Below are 16,545 nucleotides of genomic sequence, written 5' to 3'. Positions count from 1 at the left end.
CTGATATGCCCACTACGGCTTCCGGCCCACCGCGCCGAACTGCGCCACCACGCTCGCCGGGGCGAACCGCCAGCTCGCGCACGAGACGATCCCCGGCTCCAGGACGTCGAGACCGTCCAGGAGGGAGGAGAACTCGGCGCGCGTGCGGGCCGTGATCGGCGGGGTCGCGTTCTCGTTCCAGAACGCCATCGCCGCCACGTTCCCCTCACCGCCCAGCTCCGGTTCGAGCGTCGGATGCGTCAGCACCAGATACGAACCGGAGGGGACGGCGGCCATCAGCGTCCGGACGATCTCCCGCGCCTCGGCCGTGTCGAGCACGAAGTTGAGGATGCCGAGCATCATCACCGCGACCGGCCGCGACAGGTCGAGCGTGCGGGTCGCCGCCTCCAGGATCCGCCGCGGGTCCCGCGCGTCCGCGTCGACGTACTCGGTGACGCCCTCCGGGGCGCTGGTCAGCAGCGCGCGGGCGTGGGTCAGCACGATCGGGTCGTTGTCGACGTAGACGATCCGCGCCTCGGGGGCGACGCGCTGGGCGACCTCGTGCGTGTTGTCGGCGGTCGGCAGGCCCGTCCCGATGTCCAGGAACTGCCGCACCCCGGCCTCCGCCGCCAGATGCGTCACCACCCGGCCGAGGAACGCCCGGTCCGCGCGCGCCACTTCGCCGATGCTCGGGTAGAAGCCGGTGACCTGGTCGCCGACCTCGCGGTCCACCGGGTAGTAGTCCTTGCCGCCCAACCAGTAGTTCCAGACACGGGCGTTGTGCGCGATGTCGGTCCTGATCCGGTCGTCCCCAGTCACCTCGGCGTACCCCTTCGCAGTTCGGCGGCGAGCGCCTCCACACGGTTGGTGGTGATCGAATCCACCCCGTGGGACAGGAGCTTACGCATGGTGCGCCGGGTGTCCGCGGTCCAGGCCGAGACGAGGTAGCCGTCCCGGTGCACCCGCTCCACGAGAGCCCGACTCAGCACCCCGAAGCGGTAGTTGAGCCAGCGGGGCCGGACCGCGTCGAGCAGCGCGGCCCGCGGCGGGGCGAGCGAGTTCCAGGTCAGCGCGATCTCGGCGGCCGGATCGGCGGCCCGTACCTGGAGCATCGCGACACCGCCCGCGCAGTAGTAGACGCGCTCGGCGGCGCCGCACTCACGGACCGTACCGACGATCGTGCGGACCGAGTCCGCGTTCCCGCCGGGCAGATCGAGCATCAGCCGGTGCGGTCCGGCCGCGATCAGCGCCTCGCGCAGGGTGGGGACGCCGTCGTACGTCAGCTCCCGCAGCTGCGCGAGGGTGAGCGCGGAGAGCGGCCGGTCGTGGCCCCACAGCCGCTTCAGCGTGTCGTCGTGGAGGAGGACGGGGACGCCGTCGCGGGTGAGCCGTACATCGATCTCGACGGCGTCCGCGCGGCCCTCGATCGCCGAGACGATCGAGGGGACGGTGTTCTCCCGGACGCGGTACGGGTTCCCGCGGTGGCCTACGACAGTGACGTGGTCCATGGTGCCATTGTCTCGGCTACCGGCCCGCCAGCCACTTCTCCGTGTAGGTGTCGATCTCGGCCGCGATACGGGCCTTGCCGGCCGGGTCGAGGAAGGAGGCCTCGACGGCGTTCTTGGCGAGGGCGGCGACACCGCGCTCGTCGAGCTCCAGGAGGCGGGCGGCGACCGCGTACTCGTTGTTGAGGTCCGTGCCGAACATCGGCGGGTCGTCGCTGTTGATGGTCACCAGGACCCCGGCCGCCACCATCTCCTTGATGGGGTGCCGGTCCAGGTCGGCGACCGCGCGGGTGGCGATGTTGGACGTCGGGCAGACCTCAAGGGCGATCCGGTGCTCCGCGAGGTAGGCGAGCAGCTCCGGGTCCTTGACGGAGCTGGTGCCGTGGCCGATGCGCTCGGCGCGCAGGTCCTTCAGGGCGTCCCAGACCGTCTCCGGCCCTGTCGTCTCGCCCGCGTGCGGGACGGAGCGCAGACCGGCCTCGATGGCCCGGTCGAAGTACGGCTTGAACTGGGGCCGCGGCACACCGATCTCCGGGCCGCCGAGCCCGAACGAGACCAGGCCCTCGGGGCGCAGCTCGACCGCGAGCCGGGCGGTCTCCTCCGCGGCCTCGAGACCGGCCTCGCCGGGGATGTCGAAGCACCAGCGCAGGATGACGCCGAGCTCGTCCTCGGCGGCCTTGCGGGCGTCCTCGATCGCGTCCATGAAGGCGCGCTCGTCGATGCCCCGGCGGGTCGAGCTGTAGGGGGTGATCGTCAGCTCGGCGTACCGGATGTTCTGCCGGGCCATGTCCCGGGCGACCTCGAAGGTCAGCAGCCGGACGTCCTCGGGGGTGCGGACGAGGTCCACGACCGAGAGGTAGACCTCGATGAAGTGGGCGAAGTCGGTGAAGGTGAAGTAGGCGGCGAGCGCCTCGGGGTCGGTGGGGACCTTGGAGTCCGGGTGCCGGGCGGCGAGTTCGGCGACGATCCGGGGGGAGGCGGAGCCGACGTGGTGGACGTGCAGCTCGGCCTTGGGCAGCCCCGCGATGAAGGTGTGCAGATCGGTCATCCGATCATCGTAGGCCGGGCGGGACCCCGGCCAGGGGTAGGTCGTAGCATGGCGTGACCACGATGGGGGAGGCCCATGTCTGAGAACAGCGACCAGCCGCGGGGCGGGTACGACCCGGCGGACCCGTGGGCTCCGCCGAACCGCGACGGGGTGGAACTGAGCAAGCCGGCGACGCCCGCGCCCACGCCGCAGGACCGTCCGCCGGTGCACGACCAGCCCACGATGACCGCGATGCCGACCGGCGAGGTACCGCCGCCGCCGGTGGCCCCCGGCGGGCCCGCGCCGATGGGCTCGTACGGCTATCCGACCGCGCCGCCGGTCACCCCCGTCGCGCCGGCGCCGTCGTACGGCTACCCCGGCTACCCGGGCTACGGGACGGGCGGCGGCTACGGCCAGCCCGGCGGCTGGCAGCAGCAGCCGTCCAACGGCATGGGCACGGCGGCGATGGTCCTCGGCATCATCGCGGTGGCCGGTTTCTGTCTGTACGGGCTCGGCGTGATCCTCGGCATCCTGGCGCTGATCTTCGGCGTCATCGCCCGCAAGAAGGTCACCCGGGGCGAGGCCACCAACGGCGGCATGGCGACGGCGGGCATCGTGCTCGGCTCGATCGGCATCGTGGTCAGCTCGGTCTTCCTGGGCTTCATCATCTGGGCCATCGCGCAGGGCGAGGAGTACGGCAACGAGTCCGACGACCCGTTCGCGACCAGCCTGGTGATCGAGAACCGCTAGGGCCTGTCCGGCGGATCATGACCGGGGCCGCGACGCCTGGCACGGCGCCCCGCCGCGTTGCCGAAACGCCCCGATAGCTCCGCTATCGAGACGCTCCGGCGCCTTGCGATGCACCGCACCAGACGCCGCGTCCTATCCGGCCCTGATCCGCCGGACAGGCCCTAGCCGTTGCGCCGAAGGGCCCCGCACGCGCACGTGCGGGGGCCCTTCCAGGTGGCTGTCGATCCCGTCAGCCGCCGCGCAGCCGCTCCCTGGCCTCCATCAGCGCGAAGCCCAGCAGGTTCAGCCCGCGCCAGCGGGACGGGTCCGTCGCGCGCGGGTCCTCGGCGGCGAGCCCGATGCCCCACACGCGGTCCAGCGGGCTCGCCTCCACCAGGACCCGGCCACCCGTGCCGAGCAGGAACGCGCGCAGCGCCTCGTCCGAGCCGAACTTGTGGACGCTGCCCTCCACGACGATCCCGAAGCGCTCCCGCTCCCAGACCGAATCGTCGAAGCCGCGCACCAGGCGTCCGGCCTTCTTCGCCCCCGCGGGCGTACGGGACGAGAGCGCGGCCCGCTCCGCCTCCGGGTCGCCGAAGAGCCGGGCCTTCGCCGCCATCATCCAGTGCTCGGCCGTCGCGTACCGCACGCCGTCGACTTCGAAGGGTGAGGGCCACCACTGGCTGAGACAGCTCGCCGAGAGCTGCCCGTCCGGCCTCGGCCGGTGGCCCCAGAAGGGCAGGAACTTGACCTTCTCACCCCGTCTGACCTGCTGCGTCAATGTCTCGATCTGCCCCATGCATGGCAGTCTGGCAGCCGCCACGGACATTCCGTATGGAGATTTTCCATGGTCCTCGACACATGGTCGACCGATTCCGTCGCGTAACCAAAAGGCAACAACGGAATCACTTGTTGGCCCGATATCCCTCTGTCAGGATCGGCACTCAATTCGAGCTGGAACAACGGAGAGCGTCATGGGCAACCGCTTCCAGGTGACGGACCGCTTCGCGGACGGCGCACAGTACATCGGCGGGCGACTGCGCCCCGGTACCTCGGGTGACGAGCACAGTGTCGTCGATCCGGCCACGGGCGAGAGCGTGTACACCTACACGCTCGCGTCCACCGCCGACGTGGACGACGCCGTCGCCGCCGCCACCGAGGCCTTCCCCGGGTGGGCGGGCGCGACCCCCGGCGAGCGCTCCGACGCGCTGCACCGCTTCGCCGGGGTCCTCGCCGAGCGCGCCGAGGACTTCGCCCGCGTCGAGTCCCTGCAGTGCGGCAAGCCCATCAAGCTGTCCACCGAGTTCGACGTCCCGGGCACCGTCGACAACACGGCCTTCTTCGCGGGCGCCGCCCGCCACCTCCAGGGCCAGTCCGCCGGCGAGTACAGCGGCGACCACACCTCGTACGTCCGCCGGGAACCGATCGGCGTCGTCGGCTCCATCGCCCCCTGGAACTACCCGCTCCAGATGGCCGCCTGGAAGATCCTCCCGGCCATCGCCGCCGGCAACACGATCGTCCTGAAGCCGGCCGAACTCACCCCGCTCACCTCCCTCCTGTTCGCCCAGGCCGCCACCGACGCCGGCATCCCCGACGGCGTCGTCAACGTCGTCAACGGCGCGGGGCGCGTCGCGGGCGAGCACCTCGTCGGCCACCCCGGCGTCGCCATGACCTCCTTCACCGGCTCCACCCCGGTCGGCAAGCGGGTCGCCGAGATCGCCACCTCCACCGTGAAGCGGCTCCACCTCGAACTCGGCGGCAAGGCCCCCTTCGTCGTCTTCGACGACGCCGACCTGGAGGCCGCCGCGCACGGCGCCGTCGCCGCCTCCCTCATCAACACCGGCCAGGACTGCACCGCCGCCACCCGTGCCTACGTCCAGCGCCCGCTCTTCGACGCCTTCGTCGCCCGCGTCGCCGAGCTGATGGAGTCCGTCCGCCTCGGCGACCCCTTCGACCCCTCCACCGACCTGGGCCCGCTCATCAGCCACGTCCAGCGCGACCGCGTCGCCGGCTTCATCGACCGCGCCCGCGGCTACGCCACCGTCGTCACCGGCGGCGAGGCGCCCGGCGGGGAGCTGGCCAAGGGCGCGTACTACCGGCCCACCCTGATCACCGGGGCCGCCCAGGACAGCGAGATCGTCCAGTCCGAGATCTTCGGGCCCGTCCTCGTCGCCCTGCCCTTCGACAGCGACGACGAGGGCCTCCGGCTCGCCAACGACACCCCCTACGGGCTTGCCGCCTCCGCCTGGACCCGCGACGTCTTCCGCGCCAATCGCGCCACCCGCGAGATCAAGGCGGGCTGCGTGTGGGTGAACGACCACATTCCGATCATCAGCGAGATGCCCCACGGCGGCTACAAGGCCTCGGGGTTCGGAAAGGACATGTCGGCGTATTCCTTCGAGGAGTACACGCAGGTCAAGCATGTGATGTACGAAAACACCGCGGTGGTCAGGAAGGACTGGCACCGCACGATCTTCGGAGACCGGTAGTCCTCCCCAACCCCCGGAAGGCACAGCGCATGGACCAGTACGAGCCCGACAGCCTCTCCGCCGCACAACGCGCGGCGATGCGACGCAGTCTGACGAGCGGCCGGGGTGCCCTCACCCGCCGTTCGATGCTGCGCGCCGGAGGCGTCGGCGCGCTCACGATCGGCGGCCTCGCGTCCCTGAGCGCGTGCGGCATCCCGCCGGCCAAGCGCGAGGGCGGGGGCCCCGCGTCCACCGACTTCTCGGCCAAGGAGAAGCAGCTCAGCTTCTCCAACTGGACCGAGTACATGGACGTCAGCGAGGACGAGAAGTCCCGCCCGACCCTGGAGGCGTTCACCAAGCGCACCGGGATCAAGGTCAAGTACACCGAGGACATCAACGACAACGTCGAGTTCTTCGGCAAGATCAAGCCGCAGCTCGCGGCCGGCCAGGACACCGGCCGCGACCTGATCTGTGTCACCGACTGGCTCGCCGCCCGCCTCATCCGGCTCGGCTGGGCGCAGAAGCTCGACCCGTCGAACCTCCCGAACGCGTACGCCAACCTCTCCGCGCAGTTCCGCCGCCCCGACTGGGACCCGGGCCGCGCCTACTCCTACCCGTGGACCGGCATCTCCACCGTCATCGCCTACAACACCAAGGCGACCGGCGGGAAGCGGATCGACTCCGTCACCCAGCTCCTGGACGACCCCGCCCTCAAGGGCCGGGTCGGCTTCCTCACGGAGATGCGCGACTCCGTCGGCATGACCCTGCTCGACATGGGCAAGGACCCCGGTGCGTTCACCGACGCCGACTACGACGCGGCGATAGGCCGGCTCCAGAAGGGCGTCGACAAGAAGCAGATCCGGCGCTTCACCGGCAACGACTACACCTCCGACCTGGACAAGGGCGACCTCGCCGCCTGTCTCGCCTGGGCCGGTGACGTCATCCAGCTCCAGGCCGACAACCCGGACATCCAGTACGCGATCCCCTCGGCCGGCTACATCACCTCCAGCGACAACCTGCTGGTCCCCGCCAAGGCCCGGCACAAGGCCAACGCCGAGAAGCTCATCGACTACTACTACGAGCTCCCGGTCGCCGCCCAGCTCGCCGCGTACATCAACTACGTCTGCCCGGTCGACGGGGTGAAGGACGAACTCGGCAAGATCGACCCCGAGCTCGCCTCCAACACGCTGATCCTCCCGGACAAGGCCATGGCCGCGAAGTCGCACGCCTTCCGCTCCCTGAGCAGCCAGGAGGAGACGGCGTACGAGGAGAAGTTCGCCAAGCTCATCGGCGCCTGAGCCTCCGCCGCCCCTCTCGCGAACGTACGAACTTCCGAACTCACGAACGCTGGGATCGCTACCCATGACTGACAAGAACACCGGCGGCGACGTCCGTCTCACCGGCATCAGCAAGACGTACGGCTCCTTCACCGCCGTCCACCCGCTCGACCTGACCGTCCCGCAGGGCTCGTTCTTCGCACTCCTCGGCGCCTCGGGCTGCGGCAAGACGACCACCCTGCGGATGATCGCGGGCCTTGAGGACCCCAGCACGGGCTCGGTCTTCCTCGGCGACACGGACGTCACCGACCTCCCGCCGTACAAGCGGCCGGTCAACACCGTCTTCCAGTCCTACGCGCTCTTCCCGCACATGGACATCACCGAGAACATCGCCTTCGGCCTGCGCCGCCGGGGCATCAAGTCGGTGAAGAAGCAGGTCGACGAGATGCTGGAGCTGGTCCAGCTCGGCGACAAGGCGCGGCACAAGCCGCACCAGCTCTCCGGCGGCCAGCAGCAGCGCGTCGCGGTGGCCCGCGCCCTCATCAACCACCCGCAGGTCCTGCTCCTCGACGAGCCGCTCGGCGCGCTCGACCTCAAGCTGCGCCGCCAGATGCAGCTGGAGCTCAAGCGGATACAGACCGAGGTCGGCATCACCTTCGTGCACGTCACCCACGACCAGGAGGAGGCCATGACCATGGCCGACCAGGTCGCGGTGATGAACGGCGGCCGGGTCGAGCAGCTCGGCGCCCCCGCCGACCTCTACGAGAACCCGCGCACCACCTTCGTCGCCAACTTCCTCGGCACCTCCAACCTCATCGAGGCCGAGGTCGCCGAGACCGGCGGCGCCGACCTGGTCGTGACGGCCGGCGGCGGCAAGCTCCGGCTGCCGACCGACCGATGTTCCGCGAACGTCCGCACGGGCGGCAAGGTCCTGGTCGGCGTACGCCCCGAGAAGATCTCCCTCACCCACGCCGACGACGCGGCCTCGATCGCCGACGGCCGCAACAAGGTGACCGGCCGGATCGCCGACTCGTCCTTCATCGGCGTCTCCACGCAGTACGTGGTGAACAGCCCGGCGGGCGCGGAGCTCCAGGTCTACGAGCAGAACATCGAGCGCGACTCCCGCCTGGTCCCCGGGGCCCAGGTCGTCCTGCACTGGAACCCGGCGCACACCTTCGGCCTGGACGCCGATCAGGACATCGACGCGGGCGTGGAGACGGTGGAGGACGCCGCGTGAGCGCCCCCACCCTGACGAAGGAGGACACGGCGCCGGTCGAGGAACCGGTGCTGCGCAAGCCCTCCACCCGTAAGCGGCTCGTCCCGTACTGGCTGCTGCTGCCCGGCATCATCTGGCTGCTCGTCTTCTTCGCGCTGCCGATGGTCTACCAGGCCTCGACCTCGGTGCAGACCGGCTCCCTGGAGAAGGGCTTCGAGGTCACCTGGCACTTCCAGACGTACTGGGACGCCTTCCAGGAGTACTGGCCGCAGTTCGTCCGGTCCCTGCTCTACGCGGGCACCGCCACGCTCCTGTGCCTGCTGCTCGGCTACCCGCTGGCGTATCTGATCGCCTTCAAGGCCGGCCGCTGGCGCAACCTGGTGCTCGTCCTCGTCATCGCGCCGTTCTTCACCAGCTTCCTCATCCGGACCCTGGCCTGGAAGACGATCCTCGCGGACGACAGCCTGGTGGTCGACGCGCTGAACGCGCTGCACGTCCTGGACGTCACCAGCTGGCTCGGCTGGACCGAGGGCGACCGCGTGCTCGCCACCCCGATGGCGGTGGTCTGCGGTCTCACGTACAACTTCCTGCCCTTCATGATCCTGCCGCTCTACACCTCCCTGGAGCGGATCGACGGCCGGCTGCACGAGGCGGCGCAGGACCTCTACGCCTCGCCCGCCACCACCTTCCGCAAGGTGACGTTCCCGCTGTCGATGCCCGGCGTCGTCTCCGGCACCCTGCTCACCTTCATCCCGGCGAGCGGCGACTACGTCAACGCGGAGCTGCTGGGCTCGACCGACACCAAGATGGTCGGCAACGTCATCCAGTCGCAGTTCCTGCGCGTGCTCGACTACCCGACGGCCGCCGCGCTGTCCTTCATCCTCATGGCGATCGTGCTGCTCATGGTCACCGTCTACATCCGCCGCGCGGGAACGGAGGACCTGGTCTGATGCGTTGGATCCGTCGGAACCTTGTCGTCATCGCGGGCCTGCTGACGCTCGCGTACATGATCCTGCCGAACATCGTCGTGATGGTGTTCTCGTTCAACAAGCCGAACGGGCGGTTCAACTACGCCTGGCAGCGCTTCTCGCTGGACGCCTGGAAGGACCCCTGCGGCGTCGCCGACCTGTGCGGCTCGCTGACCCTGTCCCTGCAGATCGCGGCCTGGGCCACCCTCGGCGCCACGATCCTCGGCACGATGATCGCCTTCGCGCTGGTCCGCTACCGCTTCCGGGCGCGCGGCGCGATCAACTCGCTGATCTTCCTGCCGATGGCCATGCCCGAGGTCGTCATGGCCGCCTCCCTGCTCACGCTCTTCCTCAACATGGGCGCCGAGCTGGGCTTCTGGACGGTCCTGATCGCCCACATCATGTTCTGTCTGTCGTTCGTGGTGACCGCGGTCAAGGCGCGCGTGATGTCGATGGACCCGCGCCTGGAAGAAGCCGCCCGCGACCTCTACGCGGGGCCGGTGCAGACCTTCCTCCGCGTGACGCTGCCGATCGCCGCCCCCGGCATCGCGGCCGGCGCGCTGCTCGCCTTCGCGCTCTCCTTCGACGACTTCATCATCACCAACTTCAACGCGGGCTCGACCGTCACCTTCCCCATGTTCGTCTGGGGCTCGGCACAGCGCGGTACGCCCGTCCAGATCAACGTCATCGGCACGGCGATGTTCGCCCTTGCTGTACTGGTGGTCGTAGCCGGACAGACCATCACCAACCGGCGCAAGAAAACAGCGACAAGCTGAGTACCCCGAGCAACACCTGAAGGAGTTGGAAACCATGGCCCCAGCCGCCATGCGTCTCGCTGCACAATCTCTCTCCGACGCCCAGCCCGTCCCCTTCTGGCTGGAAGACCCCGGCAAGCCCGGAGCCCTGCCCGCCCTCACCGGCACCGAGAAGTGCGATCTCCTCGTCGTCGGCGGCGGCTACAGCGGACTGTGGACCGCGCTCCTCGCCAAGGAGCGCGACCCCTCCCGGGACGTCGTGCTGATCGAAGGCCGCGAGGTGGGCTGGGCCGCCTCGGGCCGCAACGGAGGCTTCTGCGCCGCCTCCCTCACCCACGGCTTCGGCAACGGGCTCGCCCGCTGGCCGGGCGAGCTGCCGAAGCTGGAGGAGCTCGGCGAGCGCAACCTCGACGCCATCGAGGCGGCGGTCGCCCGCTACGGCCTGGACTGTGACTTCGAGCGCACCGGCGAGATCGACGTCGCCACCGAGCCGTACCAGGTGGAGGAACTCCACGAGGTGTACGAGGAGATCGAGCGGCTCGGCCTCGCCGACGGCCTCGACCTCCTCGACGGCGACGCCGTCCGCGCGGAGGTCGACTCCCCGACCTTCCTCGGCGGCCTGTGGGACCGGCGCGGCGTCGCCATGCTCAACCCGGCGAAGCTGGCCTGGGGCCTCAAGCAGGCCTGCCAGGACCTGGGCGTGCGGATCTACGAGAACACCCCGGGCCTCGACCTGACCTCCGTCGGCGCGGGCATGGGCGTGCGCACCCCGTACGGCAGGATCCTCGCCCGCCGGGTCGCCCTCGGCACCAACGTCTTCCCGTCGCTGGTCAAGCGGGTCCGGCACTACACCGTCCCGGTCTACGACTACGCCCTGATGACCGAGCCGCTCTCGGCCGAGCAGCTCGCCGCCATCGGCTGGAAGAACCGCCAGGGACTCGGCGACAGCGCCAACCAGTTCCACTACTTCCGGATCACCGCCGACAACCGGATCCTGTGGGGCGGCTACGACGCGATCTACCGCTTCGGCGGCAAGGTCACCGCCGAGATGGACCACCGCCCCGAGACGTACCTGAAGCTCGCCGAGCACTTCTTCCGCTGCTTCCCGCAGCTGGAGGGGCTCCGCTTCAGCCACGCCTGGGGCGGCGCGATCGACACCTGCTCGCGCTTCTCGGCCTTCTTCGGTACGGCGTACCAGGGCAAGGTCGCGTACGCGGCGGGGTTCACGGGCCTCGGTGTGGGCGCCACCCGCTTCGGCGGAGACGTGATGCTCGACCTGCTCGCCGGTGAGCGCACCGAGCGCACCGAACTGGAGATGGTCCGCTCCAAGCCGCTGCCGTTCCCCCCGGAGCCCATCGCCTGGGCCGGCATCGGCATCACCAAGTGGTCGCTGGCGCGCGCCGACGAGAACGGCGGCCGGCGCAACCTGTGGCTGAAGGCCATGGACCGCGTGGGCCTCGGCTTCGACAGCTAGACACGTGGCTTGGAGCTGCCCCCGCCCGACGGCGGGGGCAGCTGGCCCTCGCCCTCGGTGTCGATGTGCGGCAGGATCCGGTCCAGCCAGCGCGGGGTCCACCAGGCCGACTTGCCGAGCAGCGTCATCACGGCGGGCACGAGCAGTAGCCGCGCGACCGTCGCGTCGATGAGCACGCTCGCCGCGAGACCGAGGCCCATCATCTTGATGACGATGTTGTCGTTGAGGATGAAGGCCGCGAAGACGCTCACCATGATGAGCGCCGCGCAGGTGATGACCCGGGCCGTGATCTCCAGGGCGTGGGCCACGCTCGCCTTCGCGTCTCCGGTGCGCAGCCACGCCTCGTGGACTCGGGACAGCAGGAAGATCTCGTAGTCCATGGAGAGGCCGAAGACGATGGCGAACATCATCATCGGCACATAGCTCTCGATCGGCACGTCGCCGGAGACGCCGAGGGCCGGACCGCCCCAGCCCCACTGGAAGACGGCGACGACCACGCCGTACGAGGCGGCGATCGAGAGCAGGTTGAGCAGCGCCGCCTTGAGGGCGACGAGCGGGCCCCGGAAGACGACCAGGATGACGAGGAACGCCAGGGCCACGACCACCGCGATGATGAGCGGCAGCCGGCTGGAGACGATGTCGAGGAAGTCGACCTGGGCGGCGGTGGTGCCGGTGACGTAGGTCTGCGCGGTGGTGCCGCTGACCGCCTGCGGGAGCACGTCGTCGGAGAGGTGGTTGGTCAGGGACGTGGTCTTCTCGTCCTGCGGGGCGGCCACCGAATAGGCCGTGGCGAGCAGGACGTCGCCGTCCGAGGTCGGCGTGAGCGGGGTGATCAGGAGGGCGTCGGGAACGCCGGTGAGCGCCTTCTGCGCCTGGCTCGCCAGCGAGGAACGGTCGGCGTCGGGGACCGTGGTCTGGTCGATGACCAGCGTCAGCGGCCCGTTGGAGCCGGGCCCGAAGGCCGCGGACATCAGGTCGTAGGCGCGCCGGTCGGTGAAGGACTTCGGGTCCGCGCCGTCGCCGATGTGCCCGAGCTGGATGGAGAACAGCGGGATGGCGAGCACGGCGAGGATGACGACGCCGGAGGTCAGGAACCACCAGGGGCGGCGCTCCACGCGCAGGGCGTAGCGGTGCCAGGTGCCGTGCGCCTCACCGGCGGTCTCGTCGGCCTCGGCCACCGGGGTTCCCAGGTGGTAGCGGTCGATGCGGCGCCCGATGAGTCCGAGCATGGCCGGTACGAGGGTGAGGGCGCCGATGACAGCGGTGACCACGGTGGAGGTCGCGGCCAGGCCGAGCAGTCCGATGAAGCTCAGCCCGGAGACCCACAGCCCGCAGAGGGCGATGATGACGGTGCAGCCCGAGACGAGGACGGCCCGGCCGCTGGTCGCCGTGGCGAGCCCGGCCGCGGTGACCGGATCCTGACCGTTCATCAGGAGCTGCCGGTGCCGGGTGATCAGGAAGAGGGCGTAGTCGATGCCGACGCCGATGCCGATCATCGTGGCCAGGGTGGGGGAGACGGTCGCGAAGGTCCACACGGAGGCGAGGAGGCCGAGCGCCGAGAGCCCGCAGAGGGCCGCCACCAGGGCGGTGACCAGGGGGAGCACGGCGGCGATCAGGCTGCCGAAGCCGATGATCAGGACGACGATCGCGACGCCGAAGCCGATCGCCTCGCTCACCCGGTCGTCCGCCTCCGGCCGGGCCAGCTCGCCCAGCGAACCGCCGTACTCGACCTCGACCCCGGCATCGCGCAGGGGCTGCACGGCGCTGTCGACACCGGTCAGGTAGGAGTCGCCGAGGGTGCTGGGCTGCACGCTGAAGCGGATGGTGATGTACCCGGTCTTCCCGTCCGTGGACAGCGGCCCGACGTTGGGCGTGCCCGGGGGCGGGGTGGGCGGCTGGCTGCCGGGCGCCGGCAGCGGGCTCGTGGCGTTGAGGACGTCGGGGAGCTTCTTCAGGGCGTCCACGGTGGACGAGATCTGGTCGCTCACCTCGGTGAGCGGCTTGGCGCCGTCGTACAGCACCACCTGGGCGCTGTAGCCGCCGGCGGCGGGCTCGTGCTCCCGGAGCACGTCGAGCCCCTCCTGGGACTGGGTGCCGGGCAGCGAGTAGTTGTCGGAGTACTCGCCGCCGAACGCGTTGTTCAGCCCGATCAGGGCGCCGAGCGCCACGAGCCAGGCGACCAGGACGACGACGAAGTGCCGGGCGGACCATTCGCCCATCCGCCGCAGCAGTCCCTTGCCCGGCGAGGTGGGATTCGACATGGGTACTCCCGGGGCGAGTGCGGCACGCGTACGGACGGGGGAGAGCCATACGAACACGCGTCGGCGGGCGGGACCGGGAGGCCGCCGACCCGGCCGACCGCTCTCCACCCGAACGGGCGCGCGCCGGAGGAGGCGTGACGGTGTGTCCGGGTGACGCTGGACGGGGCGTGGCGGTGCGTCCGGCTGAGGGACGGGAGGGGGCGCGGCCGGGACGGTGCGCGCCCCTGGCGCACTCCACTCGCTCTCTCTGTGACCCAGATCACTACCCACTCGCGGGGTGAACCCGCGTAATGATCGTCCCGGACCCCGCTCTCTGCGTGTGGACACCGTGTCCGCACAGGGAAGGGAGGCCGTAGGCCATGACGGGTTCGGGGGCGGCCAAGACCGCGGTGGAGTGGCTGGCGTCGGTGGCACCGGATCCCGACGCCTGCCGGTGGGAGTGGGAGCGCAACCCGCTCGGGATCGCGCTGCTGCCGGCCGGCAGGCGGTGGGACGTGCTGATCCTGCCGGGGGAGCTGGGCTATCCCACGCTCGATGTGCTGACCCGGCTGGTGGACCGGCCCGGCCCGGTCCTCGCCGACTTCGGGGAGGCGCGGATGGGCTTCTTCGTGCCCCCGGGCACGGCCTCCCGCTGGCTCGGCACGGGCGTGCGCAGCGCGGGCCGCGGCACCTGGATCGTCGTCCCGTACCCCGGCCGGACGACCGGCGGGGTGCGCTGGCTGGTGACCCCGGACGGCAGTGGCACCCTCAACGACGCGGCGCTCCTGGAGCTGGCGATGCACGAGGCGGCGGGCGGGCTCGCGCGCGGGGAGGACGGGCGGAGGCCCTGACCGGTGGGGCGGAGGCCCCGGTCGGACGGAGAGGGGCCTCGGCCGGACGGAGAGAGGTCCTGGGTGGACGGAGAGGGGCCCCGGCCGGACGGAGAGAGGTCCTGGGCGGACGGGCAGAGGTCTTGACCACTTGATTGGTCTGGACCATGCTGTGGCGCGCTCGCTCCACCTCGATTCCCCCACCCCCGGAGGCAGTTGTGGACCGCACCACATCCCGAGGCGCCCCGCGCGCCAGACGTACCAGGCGCACCAGGCCCCTCGTCCTCGCCCTGGCCGGAGTGCTCGCCGCCGGCGGGCTCGTCGCCCTCACCCCCGTCGCCCAGGCCGCCGACTCCGAGCTGGCCCGCAACGGCGGCTTCGAATCCGGCCTGGACGGCTGGAGTTGCACGGCGGGCAGCGGAGCCGTCGTCTCCTCTCCCGTGCACGGCGGTACGAAGGCCCTGCTGGCGACCCCGGCGGGCAGCGACCAGGCCCGCTGCTCCCAGACCGTCACCGTGAAGCCGAACTCCGCCTACACGCTCAGCGGTTGGGTGCGCGGCAGCTACGTCTACCTCGGCGCGTCCGGCACCGGCACCACCGACGTCTCCACCTGGACCCAGTCCGCCCCCGACTGGCAGAAGCTCAGCACCACCTTCACCACCGGCGCCTCGACCACCTCCGTGACGATCTACACGCACGGCTGGTACGGCACCGGCGCCTACCACGCCGACGACGTCTCCCTCTTCGGCCCCGGCGGCGACCCCGTCCAGATACCGGCCGTCCCCACCGGCCTCACGGCGGGCTCCCCGACCTCCACCTCCGTACCGCTGTCCTGGCCCGCGGTCTCCGGAGCCACCTCCTACAAGGTCTACCGGGGCGGCGCCCTCGCCGGGACCGCCTCCGGCACCTCCTACACCGCGACCGGCCTGACGCCCTCGACCTCGTACAGCTTCCAGGTCTCGGCCGTGAACAGCGCGGGCGAGTCGGCGAAGTCCGCGGCGGTCTCGGCGACCACGACGTCCGGCGGCGGCGGGAACCCGGGCCTGCCCGCCCACGCCCTCGTCGGCTACCTCCACGCCAGCTTCGCCAACGGCTCCGGCTACACCCGGATGGCCGACGTCCCCGACTCCTGGGACGTCATCAACCTCGCCTTCGGCGAGCCGACCTCGGTGACCTCGGGCGACATCCGCTTCTCCCTCTGCCCGGCCACCGAGTGCCCGAACGTCGAGTCGGTCGCCGACTTCAAGGCGGCCATCAAGGCCAAGCAGGCCGCGGGCAAGAAGGTCCTGATCTCCATCGGCGGCCAGAACGGCCAGGTCCAGCTCTCCACCACGGCCGCGCGCGACGCCTTCGTCACCTCCGTCTCGAAGATCATCGACGAGTACGGCCTCGACGGCCTGGACATCGACTTCGAGGGCCACTCCCTGTCGCTCCAGACCGGCGACACCGACTTCCGCAGCCCGACCAGCCCGGTGATCGTCAACCTGATCTCGGCGATCAAGTCCCTGAAGGCCAAGTACGGCGCCGACTTCGTCCTGACGATGGCCCCGGAGACCTTCTTCGTCCAGCTCGGCTACCAGTTCTACGGCTCCGGCCAGTGGGGCGGCCAGGACCCGCGCGCCGGCGCGTACCTCCCGGTCATCCACGCCCTGCGCGACGACCTCACCCTGCTCCACGTCCAGGACTACAACTCGGGCCCGATCATGGGCCTCGACAACCAGTACCACTCCATGGGCGGCGCGGACTTCCACATCGCCATGACCGACATGCTCCTCACCGGCTTCCCGGTCGCAGGCAACACCGACCGGGTCTTCCCGGCACTCCGCCCCGACCAGGTCGCCATCGGCCTCCCGGCCTCCCCCAACGCGGGCAACGGCCACACCACCCCGGCCGAGGTCAACAAGGCCCTCGACTGCCTCACCAAGAAGACGAACTGCGGCACCTACCAGACCCACGGCACCTGGCCCGCCCTGCGCGGCCTGATGACCTGGTCGATCAACTGGGACCGCTTCAACGGCGGCGAGTTCAGCCGTAACTTCGACGCCTATAACTGGAGCTGAGCCCGCGGGCTCTCAGG

At 70.6% G+C, this 16,545-nt stretch carries 14 protein-coding genes; 9 read left to right on the top strand and 5 right to left on the bottom strand.

The window, feature by feature from the left end:
* Positions 1–12: 12 nt before the first annotated feature.
* The 3 genes from ACF09C_RS16035 to ACF09C_RS16025 are packed head-to-tail and all read right to left on the bottom strand — an operon-like array spanning position 13 to position 2,532.
* Positions 13–798 (bottom strand): SAM-dependent methyltransferase, encoded by a 786-nt coding sequence (locus ACF09C_RS16035; RefSeq protein WP_392092086.1) that lies wholly within the window; start codon positions 796–798, stop codon positions 13–15.
* Complete coding sequence (locus ACF09C_RS16030) at positions 795–1,487, bottom strand: glycerophosphodiester phosphodiesterase (protein WP_392092085.1); 693 nt, start codon at positions 1,485–1,487, stop codon at positions 795–797. The genes ACF09C_RS16035 and ACF09C_RS16030 overlap by 4 nt, the downstream gene beginning before the upstream one ends.
* A gap of 16 nt (positions 1,488–1,503) precedes the next feature.
* A complete protein-coding gene (locus tag ACF09C_RS16025; protein ID WP_392092084.1) occupies positions 1,504–2,532 on the bottom strand; it encodes an adenosine deaminase in 1,029 nt (342 codons plus the stop codon).
* Between the two features lie 75 nt (positions 2,533–2,607).
* Between ACF09C_RS16025 and ACF09C_RS16020 the strand changes: the two genes are divergently transcribed.
* Entirely contained in the window at positions 2,608–3,261 is a 654-nt protein-coding gene (locus ACF09C_RS16020; protein ID WP_392092083.1) for a DUF4190 domain-containing protein, read from the top strand.
* Positions 3,262–3,490: 229 nt separating this feature from the next.
* On the opposite strand, the gene ACF09C_RS16015 is transcribed toward ACF09C_RS16020, so the two are convergent.
* On the bottom strand, positions 3,491–4,039 hold the full coding sequence (locus tag ACF09C_RS16015; protein ID WP_392092082.1) for an NADAR family protein: 549 nt from the start codon (positions 4,037–4,039) through the stop codon (positions 3,491–3,493).
* 175 nt (positions 4,040–4,214) lie between these two features.
* Here ACF09C_RS16015 and ACF09C_RS16010 point away from each other — a divergent pair, with 175 nt between their 5' ends.
* The 6 genes from ACF09C_RS16010 (at position 4,215) to ACF09C_RS15985 (ending at position 11,398) form a co-directional block, all read left to right on the top strand.
* On the top strand, positions 4,215–5,729 hold the full coding sequence (locus ACF09C_RS16010; protein WP_392092081.1) for a gamma-aminobutyraldehyde dehydrogenase: 1,515 nt from the start codon (positions 4,215–4,217) through the stop codon (positions 5,727–5,729).
* A 29-nt stretch (positions 5,730–5,758) separates the two neighbouring features.
* On the top strand, positions 5,759–7,006 hold the full coding sequence (locus ACF09C_RS16005) for a PotD/PotF family extracellular solute-binding protein (RefSeq protein WP_392092080.1): 1,248 nt from the start codon (positions 5,759–5,761) through the stop codon (positions 7,004–7,006).
* Between the two features lie 64 nt (positions 7,007–7,070).
* Entirely contained in the window at positions 7,071–8,222 is a 1,152-nt protein-coding gene (locus ACF09C_RS16000) for an ABC transporter ATP-binding protein (protein WP_392092079.1), read from the top strand.
* Positions 8,219–9,151, top strand: coding sequence for an ABC transporter permease (locus tag ACF09C_RS15995; RefSeq protein ID WP_392092078.1), 933 nt, complete (start codon positions 8,219–8,221; stop codon positions 9,149–9,151). Before ACF09C_RS16000 ends, ACF09C_RS15995 begins: the two co-directional genes overlap by 4 nt.
* Positions 9,151–9,945, top strand: coding sequence for an ABC transporter permease (locus ACF09C_RS15990; RefSeq protein ID WP_392092077.1), 795 nt, complete (start codon positions 9,151–9,153; stop codon positions 9,943–9,945). Before ACF09C_RS15995 ends, ACF09C_RS15990 begins: the two co-directional genes overlap by 1 nt.
* A gap of 34 nt (positions 9,946–9,979) precedes the next feature.
* Positions 9,980–11,398: an NAD(P)/FAD-dependent oxidoreductase gene (locus ACF09C_RS15985; protein WP_392092076.1), complete on the top strand. Its 1,419-nt coding sequence runs from the start codon at positions 9,980–9,982 to the stop codon at positions 11,396–11,398.
* Here the strand turns inward: ACF09C_RS15985 and ACF09C_RS15980 are convergent.
* Positions 11,395–13,659 carry an MMPL family transporter gene (locus tag ACF09C_RS15980; RefSeq protein WP_392092075.1) on the bottom strand — a complete coding sequence of 755 codons (2,265 nt, stop codon included), beginning with the start codon at positions 13,657–13,659 and terminating at the stop codon, positions 11,395–11,397. The genes ACF09C_RS15985 and ACF09C_RS15980 overlap by 4 nt on opposite strands.
* 359 nt (positions 13,660–14,018) lie before the next feature.
* Here ACF09C_RS15980 and ACF09C_RS15975 point away from each other — a divergent pair, with 359 nt between their 5' ends.
* Positions 14,019–14,489 (top strand): hypothetical protein, encoded by a 471-nt coding sequence (locus ACF09C_RS15975; protein ID WP_392092074.1) that lies wholly within the window; start codon positions 14,019–14,021, stop codon positions 14,487–14,489.
* 197 nt (positions 14,490–14,686) lie between these two features.
* Positions 14,687–16,528, top strand: coding sequence for a chitinase (locus tag ACF09C_RS15970; protein WP_392092073.1), 1,842 nt, complete (start codon positions 14,687–14,689; stop codon positions 16,526–16,528).
* Positions 16,529–16,545: the final 17 nt, after the last annotated feature.

Source organism: Streptomyces sp. NPDC014870 (genome assembly GCF_043081505.1).
GTDB lineage: Bacteria > Actinomycetota > Actinomycetes > Streptomycetales > Streptomycetaceae > Streptomyces.
Note: the sequence above shows the minus strand (reverse complement) of the source record. Positions and strands in the feature narration are given on the sequence as shown.

What these genes read in the sequence shown, in the direction of transcription:
- ACF09C_RS16005 (WP_392092080.1), top strand. Translation starts at nt 5,759, where the DNA reads ATGGACCAGTACGAGCCCGACAGCCTCTCCGCCGCACAACGCGCGGCG.
- ACF09C_RS15975 (WP_392092074.1), top strand. Translation starts at nt 14,019, where the DNA reads ATGACGGGTTCGGGGGCGGCCAAGACCGCGGTGGAGTGGCTGGCGTCG.
- ACF09C_RS15980 (WP_392092075.1), bottom strand. Translation starts at nt 13,659, where the DNA reads ATGTCGAATCCCACCTCGCCGGGCAAGGGACTGCTGCGGCGGATGGGC.
- ACF09C_RS16010 (WP_392092081.1), top strand. Translation starts at nt 4,215, where the DNA reads ATGGGCAACCGCTTCCAGGTGACGGACCGCTTCGCGGACGGCGCACAG.
- ACF09C_RS15985 (WP_392092076.1), top strand. Translation starts at nt 9,980, where the DNA reads ATGGCCCCAGCCGCCATGCGTCTCGCTGCACAATCTCTCTCCGACGCC.
- ACF09C_RS16030 (WP_392092085.1), bottom strand. Translation starts at nt 1,487, where the DNA reads ATGGACCACGTCACTGTCGTAGGCCACCGCGGGAACCCGTACCGCGTC.
- ACF09C_RS16000 (WP_392092079.1), top strand. Translation starts at nt 7,071, where the DNA reads ATGACTGACAAGAACACCGGCGGCGACGTCCGTCTCACCGGCATCAGC.
- ACF09C_RS15990 (WP_392092077.1), top strand. Translation starts at nt 9,151, where the DNA reads ATGCGTTGGATCCGTCGGAACCTTGTCGTCATCGCGGGCCTGCTGACG.
- ACF09C_RS16025 (WP_392092084.1), bottom strand. Translation starts at nt 2,532, where the DNA reads ATGACCGATCTGCACACCTTCATCGCGGGGCTGCCCAAGGCCGAGCTG.
- ACF09C_RS16015 (WP_392092082.1), bottom strand. Translation starts at nt 4,039, where the DNA reads ATGGGGCAGATCGAGACATTGACGCAGCAGGTCAGACGGGGTGAGAAG.
- ACF09C_RS16020 (WP_392092083.1), top strand. Translation starts at nt 2,608, where the DNA reads ATGTCTGAGAACAGCGACCAGCCGCGGGGCGGGTACGACCCGGCGGAC.